Raw genomic sequence first — 24,280 nt, 5'->3', positions numbered from 1 at the left:
CTGTTCTGTTAAGGAGGATTGCATCTATGAAAACTCAGAAGACACCTTTGTGCAGATGGGCAGTTACCCATTCCAAGGTGCAGACGAAAAGAAAGGGAGAAATCGAGAAGACTCTCGGTTACCTCGTTGATCACAATGGCAACAAAATAGAGAAGAAATGGTACGTCGTCGACGCAACTGACGTTCCACTCGGTAGACTTGCTGGGCAGATCGCTATGGTTCTTATGGGAAAGAACAAGCCTTACTACACTCCTCATCTCGACACCGGCGATTTTGTCATTGTAGTAAATGCCGACAAAGTCAAGCTTACCGGCAAGAAACTCGACCAGAAGATATATTACAGATACTCGGGCTATCCGGGAGGCATAAAGGAACGAACGGCAAGACAGATGATGGACAAGTTCCCGGAAAGAGTCGTTAGGCTCGCAGTCAAGAGAATGCTCCCAAAGAAGGCTTTGGGCGAGAAAATGCTAAAGAAGCTGAAAGTATATGCTGGCCCGGAGCATGACCACGCTGCGCAGAAACCCGAATTGATTGAACTGGTTAAATGAGGAGGTTGAGGCATGGCTGACTTTGTGAATTATTACGGAACAGGTAGAAGAAAGACCTCTGTCGCCAGAGTTCATCTGCGACCTGGTACCGGTAAACTTCTGATAAACGGAAAGGAATTCAAAGACCTCAAGGAATACCTTGCAAATGACGCATGGGTAAGAAGCGCTTTGAAACCTTCCGTGGTGACGAACACGATTGGTAGATTTGATATGCTCATAAGAGTCAATGGCGGAGGACTTGGAGGTCAGGCTGGAGCGATAAGTCTTGGAATTGCCAGAGCACTTGTCAAATTCAACCCTGATCTCAAGAAGCTTCTCAGGCAGAACGGTCTCTTAACGAGAGACTCGAGGGAAGTCGAAAGAAAGAAATACGGTCTCAAGAAAGCAAGAAGAGCACCTCAGTTCTCTAAGCGTTAACACATTTTAAAGAATACGGCCCGTACATAGAACGTATGGGCCTTTTTTTGCCGGTGGTGGTTCAGTGTTCACCAAAGAGGAACTCGACGAGATAAAAAAGTCCATAAACATCGTCGAATTCATCGGTCGCTATGTGAACCTGCAGAAGGCCGGAAGCTCTTACAGGGGATTATGCCCATTTCACAGTGACAACGATCCTTCGTTCTATGTTCACCCTCAAAGGGGCTTCTTTCATTGCTTCGGCTGTGGAGAGAAGGGTGATGTAATATCTTTCTACCAGAAGATTGAGAGTCTATCCTTCTCGGAAGCCGTGAAGCGGCTTGCAGATCATGCAGGGATTGTCGTCGAAATCGATTCGACGGAATCGGAATACGACAAATACACATCCATAATGTCTCGTCTAGCAGATGTTTACAGTCGTGAGTTGAAAGAAGGCAACTCAGCCGTAATGGAGTATCTTGTTGATAGACGCAAGATTTCGCTCGCCACAATAGACGAGTTTAAGCTGGGTTACTCCCCAGATGAAAGAACTTTTCAGCAATCGTTGCCGTCAAAATGTAGGGTCGATGAAAAGACCCTTGTTCAGTTTGGCATATTGATTGGAAGAGGGTCTTCTTTGAGGGATAGGTTTTCGGGCAGACTACTGATTCCTATTGACAACGAATCGGGCAGAGTAGTTGGATTCGGGGGAAGAATCATGGTTTCCGAACAAGGACCGAAATACACGAATTCTCCTGAATCGAAATACTTCCAGAAGAACAGACTTTTGTTCAACCTTTCACGCTCAAAAGGAGCAATCAAGCAGCTGAATTACGCAGTGATAGCAGAAGGGTATTTTGACGTCATCTCGCTCTTTGAGGCAGGCATTACCAATGCCGTCGGTTTGCTAGGAACGGCTTTAACGGAGCGACATCTACGGATTCTGGGCAATTACACGCGGAATTTGCTGTTCTTTCTTGACTCGGATGATGCCGGCCAGGCAGCAACACTAAGATCGATAGATATTGCTGAGAAGATCGATTTTTCGACGGCTGTAGTTGTCTCACGAAATCACAAAGACCCGGCAGACCTATTTGTCTCTGAAGGTGCAAAGGCGATTCAAGAAGTTCTTGCGGCAGCTATACCTGGACCTGCTTTTAGAGTGGAGTTTTTTGCGAGGAAACTAGATTTGTCGGTCCCTCAGGGGCGAAAACATCTCATTGAGTATCTGAAACCATATGTGATCAATTTCAGAAACTCTGGCAGTCTGGCGACCGTTCAATCAACTATCGCTGCGCTTTCTCAGAAGACAGGATACTCTGAGCGCGAACTCGAGTTGGCCCTTAAGGGAGGTCTTGGCGGACAGTCAAGAAGTGAAATCGGAAGAGGACTGGTTCTTAAACTGAAAGATCATGTAAGAATCTACCTGCAACACCCTTCACTCAGGTCAAAGGTTGTGAAGCAGCTGGAGCTGATTGCAGAGAGCGGAGATTTGAAGGAGATTCTGAAAGGAATGAAAAGAGGTCTGGAGCTTGAGGAGTTGCTGGACCTGGTTGACGAGATTGTAGGGAGAGAGTTGATCGATTTGGCATCCAGTTGCATTGATTTTGAAACGGCTCAGAGAATACTCGAAAAGACAGGTGAGTATGCAAACAGGAAACTAGTGGAAGAAGAGATGGCCGAGATCGACAGGAAGATGCCGAATGTAAAGGACGAGGGGGCGAGAAGAGCTTTGTTGGTCAGGAGGATCGAGCTTAGTAGATTGCTCGATAGAAAGATGAAGGGTGGCGATCAATTTGGAAAAGCAGAAAAAGAGTAAGAAGACGAGTGCAAAGGTGATTGAAGAGAATATCAAATCGCTTGCTGCAAAGATTGCAGTTGAAGATGAAGATTCGGAAGAAAATGGCGAAAACAATGCTCCTATTACAAAGGAAGAGATAGACAAGCGAATAGCGAAGCTTCTAAGGCAAGGAAAGAAGAAGGGATTTATAACTTACGAAGATATAGATAGCGCTTTTCCTCCTGATTACGAGGGATTTGACTCAACTCTTGTTGAATCGATATATGAGGAATTCGAGAAGAACAAAATCAATATCGTTGAAAAGGAACCAGTAGAGGAAGACGGTGATATAGAGAGTGAAGGCAGTGATGAGTTAGTATCTATCCTGGAAACGACACCTGAAATGTACGACAACATCTCGCTCAAAGACCCGATAAAAATGTACTTGAAGGAGATAGGCAAGATATCGCTTCTTACGCCAAGCAGGGAACGAGAACTTGCTCGCCGTGCTCAAAAGGGTGAGCCGAAGGCAAAGGAAGAACTAATAACCGCAAACTTGAGACTTGTTGTCTCTATTGCTAAGAGATACATAGGGCGGGGCCTTACTTTCCTGGATCTAATTCAGGAGGGAAACATAGGGCTCATAAAAGCCGTAGAGAAATTCGACTGGAAGAAGGGATACAAGTTCAGCACATATGCAACCTGGTGGATAAGGCAGGCGATTACCAGGGCCATCGCCGATCAGGCAAGGACTATTAGAGTTCCAGTCCATATGGTTGAGACAATCAACAAACTGAACAAGGTCATTCGAGAACACCTGCAGGACTACGGGGAGTATCCAACTATCGAGGAACTGGGGAAACTCACCGGGAAAACGCCGGAGAAGATCGAAGAGATCTTGGCTGCATCGAAGGAGACGGTTTCGCTTGAGTCACCAATTAGTGGTGACGAAGAATCGACAATGGGCGACTTCATTCACGACGACTCCATGGAGCAGCCGGAGGAAGCGGCAATGAAGATGCTTCTCAGGGAACAGATAGATCAGATTCTCGACACGCTTTCACCTAGAGAGGCGATGGTACTGAAGATGAGATATGGTCTTCTGGATGGAAAGACAAAAACGCTTGAGGAGGTAGGTCAGTTCTTCAACGTCACCAGAGAGAGAATTCGACAGATCGAAGTAAAGGCTCTCAGAAAGCTAAGGCACCCTTCAAGGAGTAAACAGCTCAAGGCGCTGTTGGGAATGCTTAATACGTCTAAGCGCGACTAATTTAGCCATTTAATAACAGTGTCTTAATTTATGTATCACTTGAGAGAAAAGTCTAGTGTATATAATGGAAAACACGTATGAAGGGACGTGAAAACTTGGCCGAAAAAAAGAAAGCAAGACCGGTTGAAACAAGTCCCAGAATTCTTTCTCAGATCGAACTATTAAAGAAGGCTAAGAGTGGCGACTTGCTCGCCAACAGGGAGATTCTTAGTCGATTGAACGATAGGAACGCTAAAGAGGAGCAGTCTCGTGATTGAGACTGCTCTTTCTTTGGAAGGCTTCTCTCTTATCGTCGACGGCAAGAAGATGCTCGACAATGTTTCGCTAGAAGTTCCGAAGGGAAATATCGCTCTTCTACAGGGAGCAAGGGGATCGGGTAAGTCGGCAATTCTGAGAAGCTTCATTCATCTCAACGAAGAGCTCTTCGATGATGTCCAATATACGGGATCAATAAAGCTCTTTGGATCGGATATCGACCAACTTGACAGAAAGAGCGTAAGGAATAGAGTAGCTTACGTGGATACGACATTCCTCGAAGCTATGTCAAACTTCACTTTGATTGAATTCTTCAGATTCCTGAAAGGAAAGCGATTCGAATTCGAGGATTTTGAAGAGAGCGAACTCGATCTTTTCAACGAGTTGGATCTTCTTGATCTTCTGGCCGTCAAAGCAGAGACCTCTCTCAAGACGATACCACTTTTCAAAAGGCTCTCGCTGCTGGTCTTTTCTACACTCATACGTCACCCCGAGGTGATCATTCTAGACAACATTCTTGATCACCTTGATGACGATGCCTGCACAGAGGTGAAGAACGTCCTTATAGATACCAGAAACAACACGACTCTGATTATCTCTTCCAGGTTTGTTCTGAGGCTTCTAGACATTTCTGATTTGTTGATTGTCCTGAAAAATGGTAAAATTTCATATGTAGGAAGTCCCGAGATTTTCGTTCTGAACAACCGATAAGTACTCGCCGTTGGAGGTGAACCATGAACGTCCTTACCGTTACGCTTAACCCTGCTCTCGACAGGGAAATAGTTGTTGAGAATTTCAAGATCAATGAGTTTCACAGGGTGAAGAATCCCAGTTATTCGGTTATGGATCCAGGAGGTAAGGGCATAAACGTTTCCGTGATTCTCTCCGGCCTTGGAGTTAGAAATATCGCCATGGGTTTTCTTGGCGGGTATATCGGAAAGGTTGTCGAAGAGAGAATGCGTCTGATGAGCGACCTCATCACTACCGCATTTATTCACGTTGAGGAAGAGACAAGAGAGAATATCGCTATTGTTGACCCCGTAGGCGAGACGATAACCGAGATCAATTCTTCGGGTCCTCTCATTAAGCCCGATGACTTGAGAATGTTTGTTCGTAGATTTGATGTGGCACTCTCCAGGGTCAGACATGTTGTGATCTCTGGGAGCATCCCGAGAGGTGTGGACAACGAGATCTGCAGGTCCTTATGCAAGAAGGTAAGTAACTCGGGAAAAGTATCGTTCGTGGAGGGTATCGGTCCCGCCTTCGAAATGGCCGTAGAAGCAGGAGTTGTGACTGTGGCTCGCCCGGATTTGAGAAGCAGGAAACTGCTTTTCGGAGAAACGATGGTAGATCTGAAGGATTATGTGAAAGCTGCAAAAAGGATGCTAGAACGCGGAGCCAGGCTTGCGATTCTCTCTTATGCAGTTGAAGGAGACGTGATTGCAACAAATGACGGTGTGTGGCTGTTCAACACTAAGAGCCATATTGATAGATCTCATCTTTTGGGGACTGGAGACGCCTTCATGGGTGGAGTTGTCAACTCCATGATAGAAAACGAAAATGATTACTTCCTGGCTGCAAAAAGAGGAATGGCTGCAGCCGTTGCGGAAGCAGAGTATATAAGCAAGGAACGTATCTCTCTTGAGGATATTGATGAACACATGGACTCATTCGATATACGAGAGCTGGAGTGATCTAGATGAAGGTTAGAGAAGCGATGATAAGAGACGTTTCGGCGATGTTCGAAGATGAAACCATAGAGGATTTCATTGTCTTATGCCTGAGGCAGAATAGGTCGGGGCTGCCGGTTGTTGATGAGGAATTCAAGGTTGTAGGATTCTTGAGTGAAAGTGATGTTATCAAGAGCGCACTGCCCAGTTACTTCAGTCTTCTTCAGTCTGCATCTTTCATTCCCGACACCCATCAGTTCGTCATTCGACTCGGCAAGATAAAGGACGATCACGTTTCGCAACATATGGTCAAACCGCCTGTAGTTATAAAACCAGATGACACAGTGATATATGCGGCAGATCTTCTGATCAAGAACGGTCTCAAAGTGATGCCGGTTGTAGATGAATACGGTAAGTTGATGGGCATAGTAAACAGGATTCATTTGATTCACGCAGCAACGCAAGGCAAGATAGATAGATGAAAAAAACAGTTTCAATCTACACTTTCGGCTGTAAGATGAACCAGTATGAGTCACAGGCAATGGCCGAAAGACTAAAGGACTTTGAAGTCAGTTTTTCTCAGGAACAAGCAGATCTCTTCATATTGAACTCGTGCACTGTGACCTCCGAAGCAGAGAGAAAGCTCAGACAGCTTTTCAGGAGGCTGAAGGCACTCAATCCGGACTCTAAAATCATAATCGTAGGCTGTTACTCCGAGCTTTCACCCGAGGAGCTGATGGTACTTGGTGCAGATGAAGTTGTAGGAGTTAAAGAGAAGAGGGCCATTCACAAGTACGTTGCGAGGCAGCTAGATAGACCCGACGGAGTTCCTCAAGAAGGTTTTTTCACCGTTACTTCGAGTATTGAAGGAAGAACGAGGGCTTTTCTCAGCATAGAAGACGGCTGTCTGAATAACTGCTCGTATTGCAGAATCAGGCTGGCAAGAGGAAGCAACGTAATCAGCAAACCAATAGATATGGTTAGGAAGGAATTCGAAGGATTGGTCCGAAGAGGCTACAAAGAAATCGTCCTGACCGGGATCAACATCGGATACTACGGGGTCGACTTAGATTCGTCTTTGACGGAGCTTCTTAACGAGCTTGACGGTTTAGACGGGAATTGGAGAATAAGACTCGGTTCACTCGACCCCGATACCGTTGATAAGAGCTTCCTCGATCTACTGGCCGGTTCATCGCGAATTGCAAGACATATGCACCTGTCGTTGCAGAGTGGTTCTGATAACGTCCTGAAATACATGAAAAGGAAGTACACAATAAGCGAGTACCTTAGAGCTGTTGAGAGCACCAGAATGGTAGACCCTAGATTCGCGTTCACAACGGATTTAATAGCGGGATTTCCTGGAGAACTTGACGAGGATCATATGCAGACGCTTCGAATAATTGAAGAAGTGAATTTCCTGAAGGTTCATGTGTTTAGGTTCTCAAAGAGACCGGGAACAGAGGCTGCAGAGATGAAGGATCAGATAGAATCCGGAGTGAAGAAGGTAAGAGCGCAGCAGCTAATTGAGGCTGGAGCGAAGTCGAGAGAGAGGTATCTCGAGACGCATATCGGCCAGACAAGCAAAGTCCTGATAGAGAAAACCGACTCTTCTACGAGTCGTGGTTTCGATGAATACTATGTGCCTCACGTCGTCAACGGAAGACAAAGCGGCTTTGTGAATGCGACGGTAACGAATTTCGAGAGTCACAAGGAGGGTTCCGATGCTGAACTATATTGCCGATCGGTGGTGCGATGAAGATTCTTCCCTGGTCAGTATTCTTGTTCCGGGAGTAATGAACAGTGAATCGGTCTACGAAGTAGTTCGAACGTACAACGGATTGCCTTTTGCATTCAGAAAGCACTTTGAGAGGCTCAAGCAGTCGGCAAAACTGTTGGGCCTGGAAGTCCCTTTCAGCTGCAAAGAGCTTAACTCTATAATCATGGAAGGGCTTGAAAAAAACAAGGCAGTACAGACAGAGGATTTCAGAATCAGAATATCGCTACTCAGTTACGGAAAGGAAAGCAGGGCAGCGGTCATCTTCAGCAAGCTTCCCTCTGTGTCGAAGGATATCTATGAACTCGGAGTGAAGGTGTGCATTTCGCCGTTTACAAAGCCCTCGGGCGATATCCTGAATCCTCAGCTGAAAATGCCGGGCTCTAGCTGGAATATCAGAACGAGAAAGTTGCTCGGAGACAATTACGACATGATTATACTGAATGAAAAGGGAAACGTCTGTGAAGGATCGTTCTCGAATGTCTTCCTGGTCATCGATGGTTCGGTAGCTACTCCGGATATCCGCTCGGGAGTCCTTCCAGGAATAACGCGTGATAACGTAATCGGTCTATGTGAATCTCTGGAGATCACAGTTGAAAAGAGACCTATCCCGTCGTGGGAGTTGTTCTGTGCCGATGAGATATTCATGAGTCATACGAGCGTAGGGATCGTTCCAGTAAGGAGACTGGAAGAGAAAGTGCTTATTGAGGACTTTACGGATGGAATGACGAGACTGCTGCTCGACAATTTTGAGGGATACATAATGACAGAAGACAGCAATTGGAGCGGATTAGATGAAGTGGAGCCATCGAACTATAGGGCAGATATTTGATGAACTGGTGAAAAGCTCGGGGCTGTTCAGAAAGATAAAAGTCTTCGAGTTGAATAAAGACTGGGAAGAGATCGTTGGTCAGCCAATAGCAAATCACTCGTCAATTACGGATTTTACTGACGGGACTCTCATTGTAAGTGTTGATGATGGAATGTGGCTCAATGAAATGAGACTAAGGGAAAAGGCTCTTCTTACTAAGCTGAACTCTGCATTAGGAGTAGAAGCAATCAGAAGAATTAAATTTAGAATTAGGCGATAGACATGGAGGTGTTAAATGTCTGATTTATACAATGCTCAGAACATAAAGATACTTAAAGGATTAGATCCGGTTAGGAAGAGACCGGGCATGTATATTGGGTCAACCGGAAAGTCGGGTCTTCATCACCTCATTTACGAGATAGTCGACAACAGTATTGACGAGGCAATGGGAGGATACTGCGATAGAATAGACATCGTTATCATGGAAGACGGCTCCGTGGTAGTGAGAGATAACGGAAGAGGAATTCCAATAGATATCCATCCAGATACCGGGACAAGTGCACTGGAAGTTGTCATGACAACTCTCCACGCCGGAGGTAAGTTTTCAAAGGACTCATACAAAATCAGTGGGGGACTGCACGGAGTGGGGGCTTCTGTTGTTAATGCTCTGTCTGAATGGATGATCGTAGAAGTAATGGTTGACGGAAAGGTATACAGACAGAAGTACGAAAGAGGAAAGGCTTTGTCGCCCGTTGAGATGGTTGGCGAAGCAAAGGAAAATGGTACAGTAACCAGCTTCAAACCCGATCCTATGGTTTTCGCAGTCACTGACTTCGACTTTGACATACTTGAGGCACGATTCAAGGAATTGGCCTATCTGAACGGGGGAATAAGGATCTCCTTCGAAGATAGAAGAATCGGCGAAAAGAGAAGCTATCACTTCGAAGGCGGAATCGTTGAATTTGTGAAGGCAATCACCAAGAACAAGAAGTCAGTTCACAAGGATCCCATCTACCTGGAGGGGTCCTATAACGATGTCAAGATACAGCTCGCGATGCAATATACCACGTCGTATGATGAGGATGTTCTCACATTTGTAAACAACATCAAGACAATTGAGGGCGGCACTCACCTGACTGGATTCAAGACGGTGCTCACAAAGACGATGAACGATCTCGGCAGGAAGCACAATATACTGAAAGACAAGGATCAGAATCTGCAGGGCGAAGATCTGAGAGAAGGTCTTTCGGCAATACTGAGTGTCTTTGTGAAAGAGCCGCAGTTCGAAGGGCAAACTAAGGCAAAACTTGGAAACGATGAGGTATTCGAAGCAGTTATGAAAGTCGTTAAAGAAAAGCTGGAGGAGCACTTCGACTACAATCAGAAGGATCTGAAAGCAATACTTACAAAGGCTCTCGAAGCTGCACGTGCGAGATTGGCGGCGAAGAAAGCACGAGAGATGGTTCGAAGAAAGAATGCTCTTGAAAACACTACTCTGCCAGGCAAGCTGGCAGATTGCATCTCGGAAGATCTAGAGGAGACAGAGATCTTCATAGTTGAAGGGGACTCGGCCGGAGGCTCTGCCAAGATGGCCCGTTCGCGAGAGACTCAGGCGATCCTTCCGCTTAGGGGAAAGATCCTGAACGTTGAAAAGGCCGGACTCGACAGAATGTTGAAGAGCGAGACTATAAGCAATATCATAGTCGCTCTTGGTACAGGAATGGGCGAAGACTTCGAGATTAAGAATCTAAGGTATGGAAGGATTATAATAATGACGGATGCCGATGTCGACGGTGCACATATCACGACGCTTCTTCTTACTCTCTTCTATCGATATATGACACCACTAATAACCAACGGCAAGGTCTATGTCGCTCAGGCACCGCTCTACAAGATAGAACTGAACAGGCAGAAACACTATTTCTATAGTGATGAGGAATTGACTACGTTCATTAAGGAGCATTCCGATAGAAAACTCAATTACTCGAGATTCAAAGGNNCTCGTACAGATAAACATAGAAGATGCTCAGGAAGCGGATAGAGTCTTCACAATACTAATGGGTAGCGAGGTGGAGGAAAGAAGATCGTTCATTGAACGGCATGCATTGAGTATTTCCAATCTTGACGTATGAGCCTTTCACTTAGAGCCGGTATTTGTGTGGTAATTCTCTTTGCCATTTGGATGGTTTCTATTGCGAATTTCGTACTGGAGTCATTCTTCACGGCACCGGTACAGCAGTTGACCAGGATCGTTAATTTCGGTGAGATTCTGGTCGAATTTCCTTTGGCCTTTAGAAGAACCTGGAAAACTGATATAATTTACCCACCGGGAAGCATTGACGTTTCCGGCGGAAGAGTCTTTTTGAAACCGGGAAAGTTTTTGGTGAGTTATAGAGACAAATATTACTGGGTCTCCGACGATTTTGTTATAGTTGATTATGCCGATCTTTCGGAGGTTGTGAGTAATCCGATTATCGGCGGCGTTAGTTTTCTTCAAGAAAATGGAGTTTATATAGCCACCGAAAGAGACATAGAGATTTTTGCCGGAGCGGTAGAGGGCATTCTTGCTGACAGAAGAGTACTGGCACTGGTATCTTACTTTGATTTTGAAAACAATGTGTTGTTACTCAGAAGAGGGATCAGAGTGAAGGTACTTGACTGGGAAAGCTTGGAAGCAAATAAGGACCTTCTTCTTCAGTTAGAAAACGCCTCCGACAGAAGCGAATATATTTTCTTGAGTGATGGTAAACTGTTGAGAGCGAGGTGACATTGATGGCCAGGGGGAAGGATTATACAGTTTCTCTCGATGTTGGCACGAACACCCTTAAGGGTGTGGTGGTAAGCAGAGAACAGACAGGTCAGATGACTCTTGAGGCTTATGGGAGTGTCAAGACTGTTGGGCTCGACAAGGGCGAGGTTAAAGATGCGGTTGCTCTTAAGCAGTCCATTCAGAAGCTGATTGAGGATCTAACAGGTCAGATGGGCAAGAAGGACGTTGAGGCAGACTTCAAGATCAGTTTCACAGATGGGGACTATTCAGTATTCTCGGAGAACATAGAAGAAATTCTCTCCGAAGAGAAACAGGTAATGGTGAAAGAGCAAACGATTTTGAGCATTATGAGTCGTCTCAAGGCGGAGAAGATGAAGACGGGCAACACTAATATACACAGAAGCTATATCCGTAAGTATATTCTCGATGATGATAAAGTCGTCTTCAATCCCGTTGAGATGTACGCGAAGAAACTGAATGTCGAGATGGTTTTTGTTTCAAGCGAAGGCAAGTCGGTCGAGATCTTCAGAAGGCTCTTCGAAGAACTCTTCGGCAGAGGTGACTTCTTCATCTCTCCAGCGCTTATTTCTGCATCTGAAGCTGTATTGACGGATACTGAGAAGCAGCACGGTGTGGTTAGCGTTGTCCTCGGACACAGTTTCTCCGAAACCGTAATCTACAGGGAGAATCTTCCCGTTTACATCTCGAGAATTCCTCTTGGAATAAGACACATAGTGCTGGATGTAGCGAGGGTTCTCGGTACATCGGTAGATGAAGCCGAGAGATTGCTTGTCAATTACGGCCATTGCAGTATGTTCCCGCCTGATGCTGAAGACGTTGTGGAGTACTTTGGACTTGATGAAAGAACTAGAAAGAATGTCTCGGTAAGAAGACTCTCCACAGTTATCTATGCGAGGGTGAAAGAGCTTCTGAACAAGATCAGAAAAGAGATCCAGCTCTTCATAATAAACAATCCGGAATACTCCGAAGAAAGGATTCCCGGAGGAGTAGTTTTCACTGGCGGGGGCTCCAAGCTGAGAGGTCTTACGGATGTAGGCGTTGAGTCTCTAAAGATGCCGGTAAGAATTGGTACATATGAGACTAGTTTCAACAAAAGAATTGAGAACAGTCATGATGTTGCTAATGACCCAGTATTCAGCTCCTGTTTGGGCAATCTTGTTTCCCCCGAGGAAGTCCAGGGAGAAGCCGTAGAAAGCGTGGTTGAAAGACCCAAGAAAGATTTTGGATCGTTTATAAAATCCCTCTTCTTTGGAGGTGAAGATGATGAGCTTTGAGATTGACACAGGAAAGAAGAATGCTGAAATCAGATTGCCATCCATAAAAGTCATTGGTGTTGGTGGAGCAGGCGGTAACGCCGTAAACAGAATGATATCCGAAGGAATCCACGGCGTCACTTTCATCGCGGCAAATACAGATATTCAGGTTCTTGAAAGCAATAAGGCCGATCTTAAGATTCAGCTTGGAACTGAACTGACTAGAGGCCTGGGAGCCGGCGGTAACCCAAATGTTGGTGAGAGAGCGGCAGAGGAATCGGTTGACGAAATCGGGACCTTCCTTGAAGACACCGATCTGCTATTTATCACTGCAGGAATGGGCGGTGGCACCGGAACGGGCGCAGCGCCAATAGTAGCTTCGATTGCAAGGGAAATGGGAATCCTGACCGTTGCAGTGGTCACAACCCCCTTCTTCTTCGAAGGTAATACGAGATTAAAGACTGCCAACGAAGGCTTGAGAAGGCTTAAGAACTCAGTGGATACTCTCATCAGAATCTCGAACAACAAGCTTCTTCAGGAACTGCCACCGAACACTTCAATCGTAGATGCCTTTGCAAAGGCCGATGAAACTCTCCATCACGGAATCAAGGGTATCTCCGAGCTCATAACAAAGCGCGGGTATATCAACCTTGACTTTGCCGATGTCGAGTCGGTTTTGAGAAATGCCGGAACGGCGATGCTGGGAATTGGCGTGGGCTCAGGCGAAAGGCGTGCAGAAGAAGCAGCTCGAAGAGCTCTTGAAAGCCGACTGTTGGAAAAGCCCATCGACAACGCGACGGGGATAATTCTAAATGTTTCGGCGAAGAACATAACCTTGAGAGAGATGAATATTGCGGCTGCAATTGTGAGACAGAACTGCAGCGAAGACGCAGACGTGAAGCTTGGGCTCATTGTCGACCCGGATATGAACGATGATGAACTTGACATAACTTTGATTGCAGCGGGTCTTGAACTAGACGAGGGCGAACTCATGGGTGATGCTTCCGACATCCCCGCGATTTACCGATTCGGACTGGATATAAACGAGGAGGAGTGATCGTTGAGAGTCTATAAAAGACTCGGAGAGCTTCTCATAGATCAGGGACTCCTAAGTGAAGATGCTCTCCAGCAGGCCGTAACTTTGCAGAAAAAAGTCGGGAAGCCGCTCGGTGAAGTTCTTGTTGGTATGGGCGTAATCTCCTGGGACGACATATACGATTCACTCTCAAAGCAATACGGGCTTAAGGTACTCGAAGATTTGCCTAATATGGTTACTCCCGATGTCCTAAGAATGATTCCTAAGCCTGTTGCAGACAGGCTTAGTGTAATCCCTATAGAGTTTGATCGCGAAAAAGGGATCCTTAAGGTGGTAACTACTGAAGTTCTTAGGGTTCCTCAGATAGACAGAGAGCTCTCCTTCCTCACAGGAAACAAGATTAGTACGCTCCTTGTACCTCCACCAATGTTCGATGCTCTCTACAAATCTTCGTATGACGAGTCTGCCTCCAGCGAGATAATAGACAATACTTTCAGCATAGAACAGCACACGGAAATTGATCTTGAAGATGACAGACAGGACGAAACCGATGATACTCCCGTCGCGAAGTTCATAAACTCACTTCTGGACAACGGCATAAGAAGCGATGCCAGTGACGTCCATCTGGAGCCCTACGAGAAAATGGCCGTTGCCAGACTGAGAGTAGACGGCGTTCTGAGAAAGGTCCTCAGCTATCCGCGCAAAGCTCATAATTCTGTAGTGTCGAGAATCAAAGTCATGTGTAAGCTGGATATTTCAGAGAAGAGAATGCCTCAGGATGGAAAGTTCTATATTAGGAGAGGCAATGAGCAGTTCGACATGAGAGTTTCGACAATGCCAACGATTTTCGGCGAGAAAGTTGTTATGAGAATCCTCAGGGTATCAAATGCGAAGAAGAAGCTTGAAGATCTCGGTCTTTCAGACCACAACAGAGAGCGTTTTGAAAGCATAATCAACGCTCCGTACGGTATCATACTGGTATCTGGTCCTACGGGAAGCGGAAAGTCCACTACTCTGGTAGCGGTCCTAAACCAAGTAACCTCGGAGAAGGTCAACGTGCTTACGGCGGAAGACCCTGTTGAATATACTATTGAAGGTATTTCTCAGTGCCAGGTGAACACGGACATCGGATTGACTTTTGCGAGATACCTGCGATCTTTCCTGCGTCAGGACCCTGACATAATAATGGTCGGCGAGATCAGAGACAGAGAGACTGCGCAGCTGGCGATTGAGGCATCGCTAACTGGACATCTTGTTTTCTCGACAATCCATACCAACAGTGCTGCAGGCGCGGTTGCTCGACTTGTCAACATGGGGGTTGATCCCTTCCTACTTGGCACTTCATTGATCGGAGTTATGGGGCAGCGATTGGTAAGAAAGCTCTGTAACAACTGTAAGGTCAAAATACCAGTGAGAGAAGAACTAAGAAAGATGGCCTCAACCTTTTACCCCGATAGAAATGACTTCAGCGAGTACATTCCTGGAAATGGCTGCCCCGAGTGCCGGGGAATGGGTTATAAGGGTAGAACCAGTATTAGCGAAATCCTAGTTGTTGACAACAATCTTCGTCAGATGATTGGTCAGAACGCTTCAGAGAGAGAGCTTGCTCAAGCTGCCGTGAAGGCTGGAATGCGAACGCTTTACAACGATGGGGTGCAGAAGGTGATCGACGGAGTCACTTCCCTTGAGGAGATAAAAAGAGTTGCCATAGAGTACTAGCCAGACTTCCTCTTCTCGATCCATACTTACGCATACTCAAACATACTCACAGAAGTCGTGAATAGTCGTCTTTTATCGCGAATAGTCGCATAATGCGCAAATAGCCTCCCCATCTCGCCGATGATAGTATTGAATCGGATAATTACAAATTCGGATAGGAGGTTTCTTTATGGCGTACAGAGTATTAGTTTGGGGCCTTGGCGCAATGGGAAGCGGAGTGGCCCGTAATGTTGCCAAGAAAGAAGAACTAAGACTGGTTGGAGCCGTTGAAAAGGATTCAGAAAAGATCGGAAAGGATCTTGGAGAATATCTCGACGGCAAGAAGACAGGTAGGTTGATCTATTCGGATGTGGGCGAGGCAATTGCCGAAACGAGACCAGACATAGTTGTAATAGCTACGAACTCCTTTGTAGAAGAAGTACTTCCCAAAATAGAGATGGCTGCAAAACACCACGTGGATATTCTTACGATAGCCGAAGAGATGGCCTTCCCATTCGCTTCGCATCCAGAGGAATCCGAAGTCCTCGAGAACATCGCCTGGCGTTATGGAGTATCTATTCTTGGTACGGGAATAAATCCAGGGTTCGTGCTTGACCTATTGATAATCGCTATGACAGGTGCATGTCTAAAGGTCGAGAGGATAGAAGCAAGAAGGATCAACGATCTTTCTCCCTTCGGAAAGACTGTGATGAAAACCCAGGGAGTAGGCACTTCACCTGAGGAATTCAAGAAGGGAATTGAGTCGGGAGAGATAGTAGGACACATAGGCTTCCAGCAGTCAATCGCAATGATTGGAAATGCTTTAGGGTGGAACATTGATAGAGTTGAAGAGACTCGTGAGCCAATCATATCAAGAACAGAGAGGAAGACTGATGTTGCACACGTAATGCCCGGTATGGTGGCCGGCTGCAGACATATAGGCCGGGGTTATTGTGGTGACAGACTAGTGATAGAGCTTATTCATCCCCAGCAGATCCTTCCGGAAATCGAAGGGGTCGACACTGGCGACTACATAGATATTTTCGGCGACCCGGAGATTCACCTTTCAGTAAAACCCGAGATTCCCGGCGGAAAGGGGACTATAGCCCTTGCTACAAACATGATTCCCGCAGTAATTGAGGCGACTCCCGGACTGATTGAAATGAGTGAGTTGCCTGTACCGAGGTGCTTGATCGACGAGATCAGGGAGATGTAACTATGAGTGCAATCAAGGGGCAGTGGGTCCAGATACACCGGATCCTCCTCGATATTGGCGAGAGAGCTCCCTCCGTTCCCGAGGACACGAAGAACGTCCCTCTTGAACTGAGAATCAGGGGCTTTCTCATTGAAGAGAAGGCCGAAGTCGGCGAAATGGTCACTGTAGAAACCGCCTCGGGGAGAAGAGTTCACGGAAAACTTGAATGCGTCGAGCCCACGCATGAACACAACTTCGGAGACAACATTCCCGAACTCTCTGAGGCCGGAATTGAACTAACTCGATGGCTTACTGGTGGCGATAGAGATGCAGAATAGATCATACGAATCAGTAATGGCGAGAAGAAAAGAGATAATGAAGGCATCTGTTGGAGTTGATTACGACAAATACGAACTCGAAGGGATTGCCTTCGACTACGAAGCGCTCATGAGAGATACTTCGTACCCTATTGAGGAGATCAGAAAAATTCAGTCAGAAACCGGAGTTGGGGATACCCCTCTGATTGAGCTCAAGAATATCACGAGACTCGTAAGAACAATCAGTGAACCGGGCAAGGGCGCTAGGATTTTCCTGAAAGACGAGGCGACTAACCCTTCGGGAAGCTTCAAGGACAGGCGTGCATCAGTGAGTGTTGCAAGGGCAAAGGAGCTCGGTTACAAAGGCGTAATCGCCGCGACTAGTGGAAACTACGGAGCTGCCGTTGCCTCTCAATCTATGAAAAGGGCTTTGAAGTGCATCGTTGTTCAGGAGTGTTATGACAGCAAAGGCAAAGGTCAACCTGAGATTCTCGAGAAGGCTCGCGCCTGTGAAGCTTACGGAGCAGAAGTAGCCCAGCTTACGGTCGGTCCGGAGCTCTTCTATTACTTCCTCCTTCTTCTTGAGGAAACTGGGTTCTTCAATGCGTCCCTCTATACACCTTATGCGATTGCGGGCATCGAGTCTTTGGGATATGAGATTGTGGAACAGTCAAATAGAATGATCGGAATGAATCCTGATTACGTCCTCGCTACACACGCCGGGGGAGGCAATCTCACGGGAACGGCCAGAGGTCTTAGAAAGGCAGGCGCAAAGGAAACACAAGTCGTTGGAGTCAGCGTCGATCTTTCTGGTCTTCACATGGCGAGCAATAGAGACTTCAACAGGAAATCCTTTACCACCGGTCACACTGGATTTGGAATACCATTTGCTGTTCTCCCGGATAGATCAGATGTTCCAAGGAATGCTGCAAGAGCCTTGAGATACATGGACAGGTACCTTCTCGTTACGCAAGGAGAAGTATTTTATGTTACTGAAATGCTTGCGAGACTTGAGGGCCTTCAGCGAGGTCCGGCAGGTAACACGAGTCTGACAGCAGCTATAGCTCTTGCCAGAGAACTACCCGAAGACAAAACAATAGTAGTCCAGGAAACCGAATATACAGGTGCAGGTAAGCTACCCAGCGCACAATTGACCTTTGCTAGAGAAAACGGGATAGAGATTGTGAGGGGAGACCCTTTAGCCCTGGATGCTCCGGGCAAGACAATATCTATCCCTGAGAGTTACTCTCAGATTGCTTACAAAGAAGTGAACATGACAGACTTAAGGAGATCCTATATAAAACAACTGATTAGACGGGAGGTTACATTGATCGAGAGCGATTACGAATACTTATCCGAAGAGCTCAAGACTGATGTAGCTAAAGTCAAGGAATTGGTTAAGGAGGTAAGTGCTAATGTCGATTCAGAGAACTGATGATTTTGAAAAGCGAAGCCTGCACCTGCAGAACCTTTCAGACGAGGATCTAGACAGTAGGTTCTGGGAGCTTGCGGACAAGATCGTCGAGCCGCTGATAGAACTAGCAGAAGGAAACACGAGTCCTTCGATCGAGCGTTCAGTACTTTTGCGGATGGGGCTGGACAGTTTTCAGGCCGGGGCTATCGTCGCTAAGGCCGTTGAATTTGGTCTCCTTGGCAAGGGTGCCGGGAATCTTGTCCTTTCATACGCCAAGAAGACGTCACAACCTTTAGAGAAAGCTGAGGAAGATCTTGCAACAGGAAAGGGCTGGGAAGAACTTGTCACCTTCTTCAGAGGAGGTGGGGAAAGTGCTGCCCGTTAACGAAAAGCTGAAGGTCGAGGAGATTCTTAAGGATCTGCAGCATTATGCTCCGAGAAGAAAGGGCTGGACATGGAGAAAGAAACTGCCCAAAGGAACGAGAGTCGATGGTTTCCAATATGATCAGATTTCCGAACCGTTGAAGAACAGCATAGGACTACCGGCCGCGCACTATTTTGAGAACATTGATCCGCAACCCGATCCCGTCATTACCTCCGAGATTGCCTCCGGCAGATTTGAAGATGACATCAGAAGAATGAGAATGGCTGCCTGGCATGGTGCCGACCATATCATGGTTATAAGGACACTAGGCCAGAGTCATATTGACGGTCTGATTGAAGGAACACCCGAAGGGATAGGAGGCATTCCTATCACACGAAAACAGCTTAGAGCTACTCGAAAAGCTTTGGACGCCATTGAAGAAGAAGTTGGAAGACCGATAAACTTCCATTCTTATATTAGTGGAGTGGCAGGACCTGAAATCGCTGTTCTCTTCGCAGAGGAAGGTGTCAACGGCGCTCATCAGGACCCTCAGTACAACGTTCTTTACAGAGGAATCAATCCTGTGAGATCCTTTGTCGATGCGGCAGCTGCCAAGAAAATCATGGCAAGCGTTGATATGCTTCAAATAGATGGCGCCCACAACGCGAATGCCTCTGCCAAGAGAGCATGGAAAGTCATGCCCGAACTCCTCGTACAGCATGCGATTAACTGCGCTTTCTCTGTAAAGGTGGGGATGAAGAAAGATTTGATCGCTCTCTCAACGGTTCCCCCTGTTGTCTCTCCCGCCCCGGAGTTCAAACTGAACTTTATCTACGCAATAACTCTGAGAGAACTATTCAAAGATTACAGATTTAGGGCTCAGATGAATACCAGATATATCGAATCAGACTTGATGGATGCAACAAGAATTCATGTGCTAGACACTCTGATTTCGAGACTAACCAAAGCAGACATCCAGTCCACCATAACTCCCGATGAAGGTCGAAATGTTCCGTGGCATGTCAACTCCATAAGGGGCATCGAAACCGCAAAACATGCTCTCTTGGCTCTGGATGGAATCAAAGACCTACTCCAGATCAACGAAGAGGTCGTGAGACCAAAGATTAGAGAGCTGAAGATGCGCGCCATCCTAATGATGGAAGAGATACTGGAAGCAGGCGGATACTTTGAAGCTGCCGAGAGGGGCTTTTTTGTTGATAACGGACAGTACCCCGAGCGCAATGGCGACGGCATTGCGAGACCGAAGGACGGTGGGATCGGTGCCGGCACCGTTGTTCCTAGGGATGCTGAATACTTTGCCCCCGTATGTGAGCACTTCGGATACAACAATCTCCCTGAGGGAATCAAATCGCCCGATGAACTCATAGGTGGTTGCACCCTGCATGACAGATCAAAGATAAAGTACATAGACGAACTCGATGAATCCGATAACGTTAATCTTAGAATCGCTCAGCAACTGGAAGACAGGGAGAAAGGTCTGATATCTCCCGAGGTCGAATGGTGGGGCGACGGTTGGGTTCAGCTAGATTTGACCATCCCCGATGACCCCGATCATGCCGAGGCCGCAGCTCTTGAGATTGCGAAGAGGATGGGCTTTGTAGAAGCAGCAGTCATAAGCAAGACCATCCTCCATCCGATTGAGGGGACTTATCTTGAGCTAAAAGCAAAGGTCCCGTTCAAGATAGAGAGAGGCTCACTAAAACTACCTGAGAAGCCTGATCTATTAACCGAAGAAGAGATCGTTTCCTTCGTCGAAGGACATCCAATGAGGGTGGTGGCCGGGACGGTCGGCAACGACGAACATTCGGTTGGAATAAGGGAGATCCTAGATATTAAGCACGGAGGAATTGAGAAGTTCGGCTTCAAGTACACCTACCTCGGTACAAGTGTTCCTCCGGAGAAGTTCATTGATGCGGCCATAGAAACCGGTGCCGAAGCAGTTCTTATCTCCACGATTATCACTCACAACGAAGTCCACGTAAGCAATTTGACGAAGATTTCTCAGCTCGCTATAGAAAAGGGCGTACGAGACAAATTGATCTTCATTTCGGGTGGAACCCAGATTACAAATGATCTGGCCGTTTCCTGTGGAATGGATGCCGGATTCGGACGCGGAACAAAAGGCATTCACGTAGCATCCTTCCTTGTGAAGAAGAAAAGAGAGCTCCTGAGATAGCTTCCGGTTAACAAGAAGGCGGCACTTGCCGCCTTCTTTGCGTTATACTTGAACAGATGAGTGAGCAAATCGAATTACTAGTAAACGAGACTATAGACGAAATAAGAGATCTCACTGAAAGCGGCAGGCTTACAGTTGCGTTTTCAGGGGGTTTGGATTCTACTCTTGTGGCCGTGCTGGCTTCGAGGGGTCTTGGACGGGAAAGGGTGAAGCTTGTAAACGTATGTTTCGGACCATATTCATATAGCAGAGGTCTTGAAATAGTAGCTTCCCTTGCAGACAAAATGAGGCTCAGGCTGGAATTCACGCCGGGATACGAAGCCCAAGAAAGGGTCTGGAAGGACGGTCCTTCGTGCAATAGATGCACTAGACTTGCGAAGCTACCGGCGATAAGATCCGGAGTTTTGGGTCTTGTTGCGACGGGTGCCAACCAATCGGACACCTGGGGAAAGACAGGGATCGTCATCAAGGATGGATTCTACGCTCCCTTGAGGAAATGGACAAAGAAACAGATAGAGAATGCGCTGAGCTACCTTGGTATCGAAGTGCCAAAGATTGGAGAAGCGCCCGTTAGGGAAGGCTGCAAGCTGAAGCATCTCCTAAAGATTATGGCGAACCCGGCTTATCACGGATACTCGGTTGCTATTGCGAATGAAGTTCTACTTGATCAGCTCGAGGATTTCACTCACACTCTTGCTAACGTAAAAGTGATCGGTCCCCTGTCAAGAAACATCGCTTTAATTAACGTCTGTCCACTTCCCCCAATAGAAATAAGGGAGAGAATCAAGAGCTCACTTCTGGACATAGACGTGATTGATGAAGTAAGATGGGTAGAAGGACCTTCAGTCCTCAAGATTTCGGCCAATCCAGGGCTCTATAATAGCAGAGAGGCAAGAAGATGGGTATTAAACGGGAGACTGGCTCCGGAGTTTGCTTTCCCCATAGAAGTTGAGTGGGTGAAGTCCAGAAACAATAGATTAGAGACATTTCAGGTAGTAGATTGTTGGAGGTTGAAAGATGATTCGGCTCATTGTGATTGATCTGGATGGTACTCTCCTCGACAGCGAGAAGAAGATCCCACTTGAAAACGAGTATGCGATAAGACGAGCTCTGGATATGGGTGTAGCAGTCTCCATATCCACCGGAAGAAGCTATGTTTCGGGCCACAAATACGCCGAGCAACTTGGCATAGACGTACCCATTTCTTATCAGAATGGCGCTCTAGTGACGTACGGTCACGGAGTGAATACTGAAGTAATTTCAAAATCACTACTTGAAGCGGACAAAGCAAGATTCCTGTTCAAAAAGGCTTTGGAGAAATCCCTTAACGCTCTTGTCTTCTTCGATTTCTTCAGACTCCCGGATATTTCCACCACCAAACCTTCAGATTCTCCATACAGAGGATACTACAGTAACAACAGATATAGGATGATGTTTGAAGATAATCCGCTAATGCGGATCAAGGATGAAGGTATTCCTGAAATCGCTCTTGAAGGCAAAGAAGACAGAATTCAGGAGCTTCTCAATGAATCGAATTCTCACCTCGAGAACGTAACCGTTATCAAGAACGACAATGTTGAAGAGCACGCCTTCTACGAGTTTTTCGGACCAGGTGTGGGAAAGGAAAATGGCCTGATACATATACTGGAATATCTTGGGCTGAGCTGGAGAAGCGTCGCATATATTGGCGACAATTTCAATGATGTTGAGATACTGAAGGAGGCCGAATTACCCGTGGTAATGGCAAATGGGCCGGACGAGGTGAAGCGGCACGCAAAACTGGTGACTGAAAGAGATAACGATAACGGCGGTGTGGCAGAGGCAATAGAGAGAATCCTGGCAACCAGGGGTGAGCGATAGTGGCCTTAGTTCTCCTTTCAGCAGTCCTTACTGCGCTTTCGATGCCCGGCATGCTTTGGGGTTACTTGATTTGGATTGCACTTATCCCGTTCTTCATCTCCATGAAGGAAGTAACTCCGCTGAAGGGAGCTTTGAAGGCCTTTGTCTGGGGTTTCGTCTATCTGCTCATAACCCACTACTGGGAACTACCTGTCCTAACCGTGAATGTTCCGGAAGTCTTGAATTCATTCCCAAACTTCATCGGAATAGTAGTATATTTCCTGATGGGTGTAGTAATCGCAGTTCCCTTCCTTGCTTTCGGTTTCATCTACGGGTTGTATCAAAGGTTCTTCGAAAGGTATCCTGTACTTCTCAGCCTATTTGCCGCATCGTTTTTCACAGTCACAGAGCATCTCAGGGAGATAGGCCCACTCGGATTCACGAACGGGAGGCTATCTGACGCTCTTCTAAACGAACAGCTGGGAATAGCTCAGCTTCTTGCGGTTGGTGGACCGCTACTCCTTGTCTTCATAATAGTCTTTGTCAACCACTACTTGTCTCATCTCTTCATGGAACGCACAAGAGACAGAGCCTTATTGATTGTCATTTCTGTCGCTTTCGTGGCTCTTGCGAATGCCGCGATGAGTAGTTTTGTGCCTATTCCGTATTCTTCCGACAAATATGAAAGCACACTTTACGCGCTTCAAACAAATATCTCCATGCACATGAAGTATTACCAGCCTCCCGACGAGACCTTGAGAGTGGTCTCGAGAGCGCTGAGAGAAATTCCCGAAGGTTCCGTAGTAATCTTGCCGGAAGCAACTTTCATGAGCGATATAAGAAGTAATTCAACCGGCTCGCAGCTTCAACAGATTGCAAGCGAACGCAACTTAAGGATTTTGGTGGGATTTCCCACATACAACGATAACAACTACAATCAGGTTAGGTTTGTAGATGGAGAGGGCTTCTCAGATGAATTCTACGCTAAAGTCCAGCTCACTCCCTTTGTTGAGTTTCTCCCATGGCCAAGAGTATTTGGACTCTTCAGTTTCCTTAAGTTCCTCGACTACTTCAATCCAGGCCAACAATTCACAATCTTTTCCGTAGATGAGCACAGGATAGGAGCACAAATCTGTTTCGACTCTCTATACAGCAATGTCTCGCGAAATCTCACTCGCAACGGTGCAACAGTGATCGTCATTGCCACAAACGACGGTTGGTTCAATATATCGACGGCTCTTCAACAACATCTATCAAAAAGCATCGCCAGAGCAATAGAAAACAGAAGATATGTGATTCAGGTATCCAACACCGGGATTTCAGCGGTAATCGATCCCTATGGCAGGATTGTAAAGCGACTGCCCACTTCGAAGGAACTGACGGCCGAGTATGTTGTTGGCGAATTCCAGTATCTTCCGAGGGTAACGACCACCCTATATACCAGGTTTGGGAACTGGTTCTTCTGGTTCTCTCTTCTTCTAGGAATAGCTTTAATAATACTTGGAGGTGTTGTTCTTTGAATTACCGTGAGAGAGCAAAAACAATTCTCGAGACCCTCAACAGAGTTATTGTTGTGGGTTTCTCAAAGAATCCGGAAAAGGCGGCTAACTACGTTCCTACATATCTTATTGAAAAGGGGTATCGCGTGATACCTGTTAATCCGAGCATG

At 46.6% G+C, this 24,280-nt stretch carries 24 protein-coding genes and 1 pseudogene; all 25 read left to right on the top strand.

Features of this window, described 5'->3' with window-relative positions; all coding sequences use genetic code 11:
• Window positions 1–26: 26 nt before the first annotated feature.
• The gene (gene rplM, locus B3N33_RS08905; RefSeq protein ID WP_099829475.1) at window positions 27–551 is read left to right on the top strand and encodes a 50S ribosomal protein L13; all 525 of its coding nucleotides are present in this window, start codon (window positions 27–29) and stop codon (window positions 549–551) included.
• A gap of 12 nt (window positions 552–563) precedes the next feature.
• Window positions 564–968, top strand: a complete 405-nt coding sequence (gene rpsI, locus B3N33_RS08900) for a 30S ribosomal protein S9 (protein WP_099829476.1) — start codon at window positions 564–566, stop codon at window positions 966–968.
• A 64-nt stretch (window positions 969–1,032) separates the two neighbouring features.
• A complete protein-coding gene (gene dnaG / locus B3N33_RS08895) occupies window positions 1,033–2,766 on the top strand; it encodes a DNA primase (protein WP_214078092.1) in 1,734 nt (577 codons plus the stop codon).
• A gap of 16 nt (window positions 2,767–2,782) precedes the next feature.
• Window positions 2,783–3,997, top strand: a complete 1,215-nt coding sequence (gene rpoD / locus B3N33_RS08890) for an RNA polymerase sigma factor RpoD (protein WP_414674204.1) — start codon at window positions 2,783–2,785, stop codon at window positions 3,995–3,997.
• 95 nt (window positions 3,998–4,092) lie between these two features.
• A complete protein-coding gene (locus tag B3N33_RS08885) occupies window positions 4,093–4,254 on the top strand; it encodes a hypothetical protein (protein WP_099829479.1) in 162 nt (53 codons plus the stop codon).
• Entirely contained in the window at window positions 4,247–4,963 is a 717-nt protein-coding gene (locus tag B3N33_RS08880; protein WP_103134278.1) for an ATP-binding cassette domain-containing protein, read from the top strand. The genes B3N33_RS08885 and B3N33_RS08880 overlap by 8 nt, the downstream gene beginning before the upstream one ends.
• Window positions 4,964–4,986: 23 nt before the next feature.
• Window positions 4,987–5,946, top strand: coding sequence for a 1-phosphofructokinase family hexose kinase (locus tag B3N33_RS08875; RefSeq protein WP_214078091.1), 960 nt, complete (start codon window positions 4,987–4,989; stop codon window positions 5,944–5,946).
• Between the two features lie 5 nt (window positions 5,947–5,951).
• Window positions 5,952–6,404 carry an HPP family protein gene (locus B3N33_RS08870; protein ID WP_214061238.1) on the top strand — a complete coding sequence of 151 codons (453 nt, stop codon included), beginning with the start codon at window positions 5,952–5,954 and terminating at the stop codon, window positions 6,402–6,404.
• The gene (mtaB, locus tag B3N33_RS08865) at window positions 6,401–7,678 is read left to right on the top strand and encodes a tRNA (N(6)-L-threonylcarbamoyladenosine(37)-C(2))-methylthiotransferase MtaB (protein WP_292588588.1); all 1,278 of its coding nucleotides are present in this window, start codon (window positions 6,401–6,403) and stop codon (window positions 7,676–7,678) included. Before B3N33_RS08870 ends, mtaB begins: the two co-directional genes overlap by 4 nt.
• Entirely contained in the window at window positions 7,644–8,528 is an 885-nt protein-coding gene (locus B3N33_RS08860) for an aminotransferase class IV (RefSeq protein ID WP_214078089.1), read from the top strand. Before mtaB ends, B3N33_RS08860 begins: the two co-directional genes overlap by 35 nt.
• Complete coding sequence (locus B3N33_RS08855; RefSeq protein WP_099829485.1) at window positions 8,491–8,787, top strand: DUF721 domain-containing protein; 297 nt, start codon at window positions 8,491–8,493, stop codon at window positions 8,785–8,787. Before B3N33_RS08860 ends, B3N33_RS08855 begins: the two co-directional genes overlap by 38 nt.
• 15 nt (window positions 8,788–8,802) lie before the next feature.
• Window positions 8,803–10,639: pseudogene (locus B3N33_RS08850) on the top strand (DNA topoisomerase subunit B).
• 26 nt (window positions 10,640–10,665) lie between these two features.
• A complete protein-coding gene (locus tag B3N33_RS08845; protein ID WP_243392271.1) occupies window positions 10,666–11,274 on the top strand; it encodes a DUF4894 domain-containing protein in 609 nt (202 codons plus the stop codon).
• Between the two features lie 5 nt (window positions 11,275–11,279).
• Window positions 11,280–12,572 carry a cell division protein FtsA gene (ftsA, locus tag B3N33_RS08840; RefSeq protein ID WP_099829488.1) on the top strand — a complete coding sequence of 431 codons (1,293 nt, stop codon included), beginning with the start codon at window positions 11,280–11,282 and terminating at the stop codon, window positions 12,570–12,572.
• Window positions 12,562–13,608 carry a cell division protein FtsZ gene (ftsZ, locus tag B3N33_RS08835; RefSeq protein WP_243392272.1) on the top strand — a complete coding sequence of 349 codons (1,047 nt, stop codon included), beginning with the start codon at window positions 12,562–12,564 and terminating at the stop codon, window positions 13,606–13,608. The genes ftsA and ftsZ overlap by 11 nt, the downstream gene beginning before the upstream one ends.
• 3 nt (window positions 13,609–13,611) lie before the next feature.
• Window positions 13,612–15,306: a GspE/PulE family protein gene (locus B3N33_RS08830; RefSeq protein ID WP_214078087.1), complete on the top strand. Its 1,695-nt coding sequence runs from the start codon at window positions 13,612–13,614 to the stop codon at window positions 15,304–15,306.
• A 169-nt stretch (window positions 15,307–15,475) separates the two neighbouring features.
• A complete protein-coding gene (ord, locus tag B3N33_RS08825; protein ID WP_103134281.1) occupies window positions 15,476–16,501 on the top strand; it encodes a 2,4-diaminopentanoate dehydrogenase in 1,026 nt (341 codons plus the stop codon).
• A gap of 2 nt (window positions 16,502–16,503) precedes the next feature.
• A complete protein-coding gene (gene ortA / locus B3N33_RS08820; RefSeq protein ID WP_292593041.1) occupies window positions 16,504–16,818 on the top strand; it encodes a 2-amino-4-oxopentanoate thiolase subunit OrtA in 315 nt (104 codons plus the stop codon).
• Window positions 16,808–18,232 (top strand): 2-amino-4-oxopentanoate thiolase subunit OrtB, encoded by a 1,425-nt coding sequence (gene ortB / locus B3N33_RS08815; RefSeq protein ID WP_214078085.1) that lies wholly within the window; start codon window positions 16,808–16,810, stop codon window positions 18,230–18,232. The genes ortA and ortB overlap by 11 nt, the downstream gene beginning before the upstream one ends.
• Window positions 18,213–18,596, top strand: a complete 384-nt coding sequence (locus B3N33_RS08810; protein WP_292593037.1) for an ornithine aminomutase subunit alpha — start codon at window positions 18,213–18,215, stop codon at window positions 18,594–18,596. The genes ortB and B3N33_RS08810 overlap by 20 nt, the downstream gene beginning before the upstream one ends.
• Window positions 18,583–20,772, top strand: a complete 2,190-nt coding sequence (gene oraE, locus B3N33_RS08805) for a D-ornithine 4,5-aminomutase subunit OraE (RefSeq protein ID WP_292588604.1) — start codon at window positions 18,583–18,585, stop codon at window positions 20,770–20,772. Before B3N33_RS08810 ends, oraE begins: the two co-directional genes overlap by 14 nt.
• Before the next feature lie 56 nt (window positions 20,773–20,828).
• On the top strand, window positions 20,829–21,812 hold the full coding sequence (locus B3N33_RS08800; RefSeq protein WP_292593034.1) for an ExsB family protein: 984 nt from the start codon (window positions 20,829–20,831) through the stop codon (window positions 21,810–21,812).
• Entirely contained in the window at window positions 21,790–22,632 is an 843-nt protein-coding gene (locus B3N33_RS08795; RefSeq protein WP_292593032.1) for a Cof-type HAD-IIB family hydrolase, read from the top strand. The genes B3N33_RS08800 and B3N33_RS08795 overlap by 23 nt, the downstream gene beginning before the upstream one ends.
• Window positions 22,632–24,131, top strand: a complete 1,500-nt coding sequence (gene lnt / locus B3N33_RS08790; protein ID WP_292593031.1) for an apolipoprotein N-acyltransferase — start codon at window positions 22,632–22,634, stop codon at window positions 24,129–24,131. The genes B3N33_RS08795 and lnt overlap by 1 nt, the downstream gene beginning before the upstream one ends.
• A 53-nt stretch (window positions 24,132–24,184) precedes the next feature.
• The coding region (locus tag B3N33_RS08785; RefSeq protein ID WP_292593049.1) for a CoA-binding protein at window positions 24,185–24,280 on the top strand (96 nt) is incomplete at its 3' end.

This window comes from Mesotoga sp. UBA5825, from assembly GCF_002432955.1.
GTDB lineage: Bacteria > Thermotogota > Thermotogae > Petrotogales > Kosmotogaceae > Mesotoga.
This window is presented reverse-complemented; position numbering and strand designations above follow the sequence as displayed.

Coding starts and splice junctions, on each gene's coding strand:
- B3N33_RS08855 (WP_099829485.1), top strand. CDS start 8,491: ATGAAGTGGAGCCATCGAACTATAGGGCAGATATTTGATGAACTGGTG.
- rplM (WP_099829475.1), top strand. CDS start 27: ATGAAAACTCAGAAGACACCTTTGTGCAGATGGGCAGTTACCCATTCC.
- ord (WP_103134281.1), top strand. CDS start 15,476: ATGGCGTACAGAGTATTAGTTTGGGGCCTTGGCGCAATGGGAAGCGGA.
- B3N33_RS08860 (WP_214078089.1), top strand. CDS start 7,644: ATGCTGAACTATATTGCCGATCGGTGGTGCGATGAAGATTCTTCCCTG.
- B3N33_RS08800 (WP_292593034.1), top strand. CDS start 20,829: ATGAGTGAGCAAATCGAATTACTAGTAAACGAGACTATAGACGAAATA.
- B3N33_RS08875 (WP_214078091.1), top strand. CDS start 4,987: ATGAACGTCCTTACCGTTACGCTTAACCCTGCTCTCGACAGGGAAATA.
- ftsA (WP_099829488.1), top strand. CDS start 11,280: ATGGCCAGGGGGAAGGATTATACAGTTTCTCTCGATGTTGGCACGAAC.
- B3N33_RS08795 (WP_292593032.1), top strand. CDS start 21,790: ATGATTCGGCTCATTGTGATTGATCTGGATGGTACTCTCCTCGACAGC.
- B3N33_RS08810 (WP_292593037.1), top strand. CDS start 18,213: ATGTCGATTCAGAGAACTGATGATTTTGAAAAGCGAAGCCTGCACCTG.
- rpsI (WP_099829476.1), top strand. CDS start 564: ATGGCTGACTTTGTGAATTATTACGGAACAGGTAGAAGAAAGACCTCT.
- ortA (WP_292593041.1), top strand. CDS start 16,504: ATGAGTGCAATCAAGGGGCAGTGGGTCCAGATACACCGGATCCTCCTC.
- ftsZ (WP_243392272.1), top strand. CDS start 12,562: ATGAGCTTTGAGATTGACACAGGAAAGAAGAATGCTGAAATCAGATTG.
- ortB (WP_214078085.1), top strand. CDS start 16,808: ATGCAGAATAGATCATACGAATCAGTAATGGCGAGAAGAAAAGAGATA.
- B3N33_RS08870 (WP_214061238.1), top strand. CDS start 5,952: ATGAAGGTTAGAGAAGCGATGATAAGAGACGTTTCGGCGATGTTCGAA.
- mtaB (WP_292588588.1), top strand. CDS start 6,401: ATGAAAAAAACAGTTTCAATCTACACTTTCGGCTGTAAGATGAACCAG.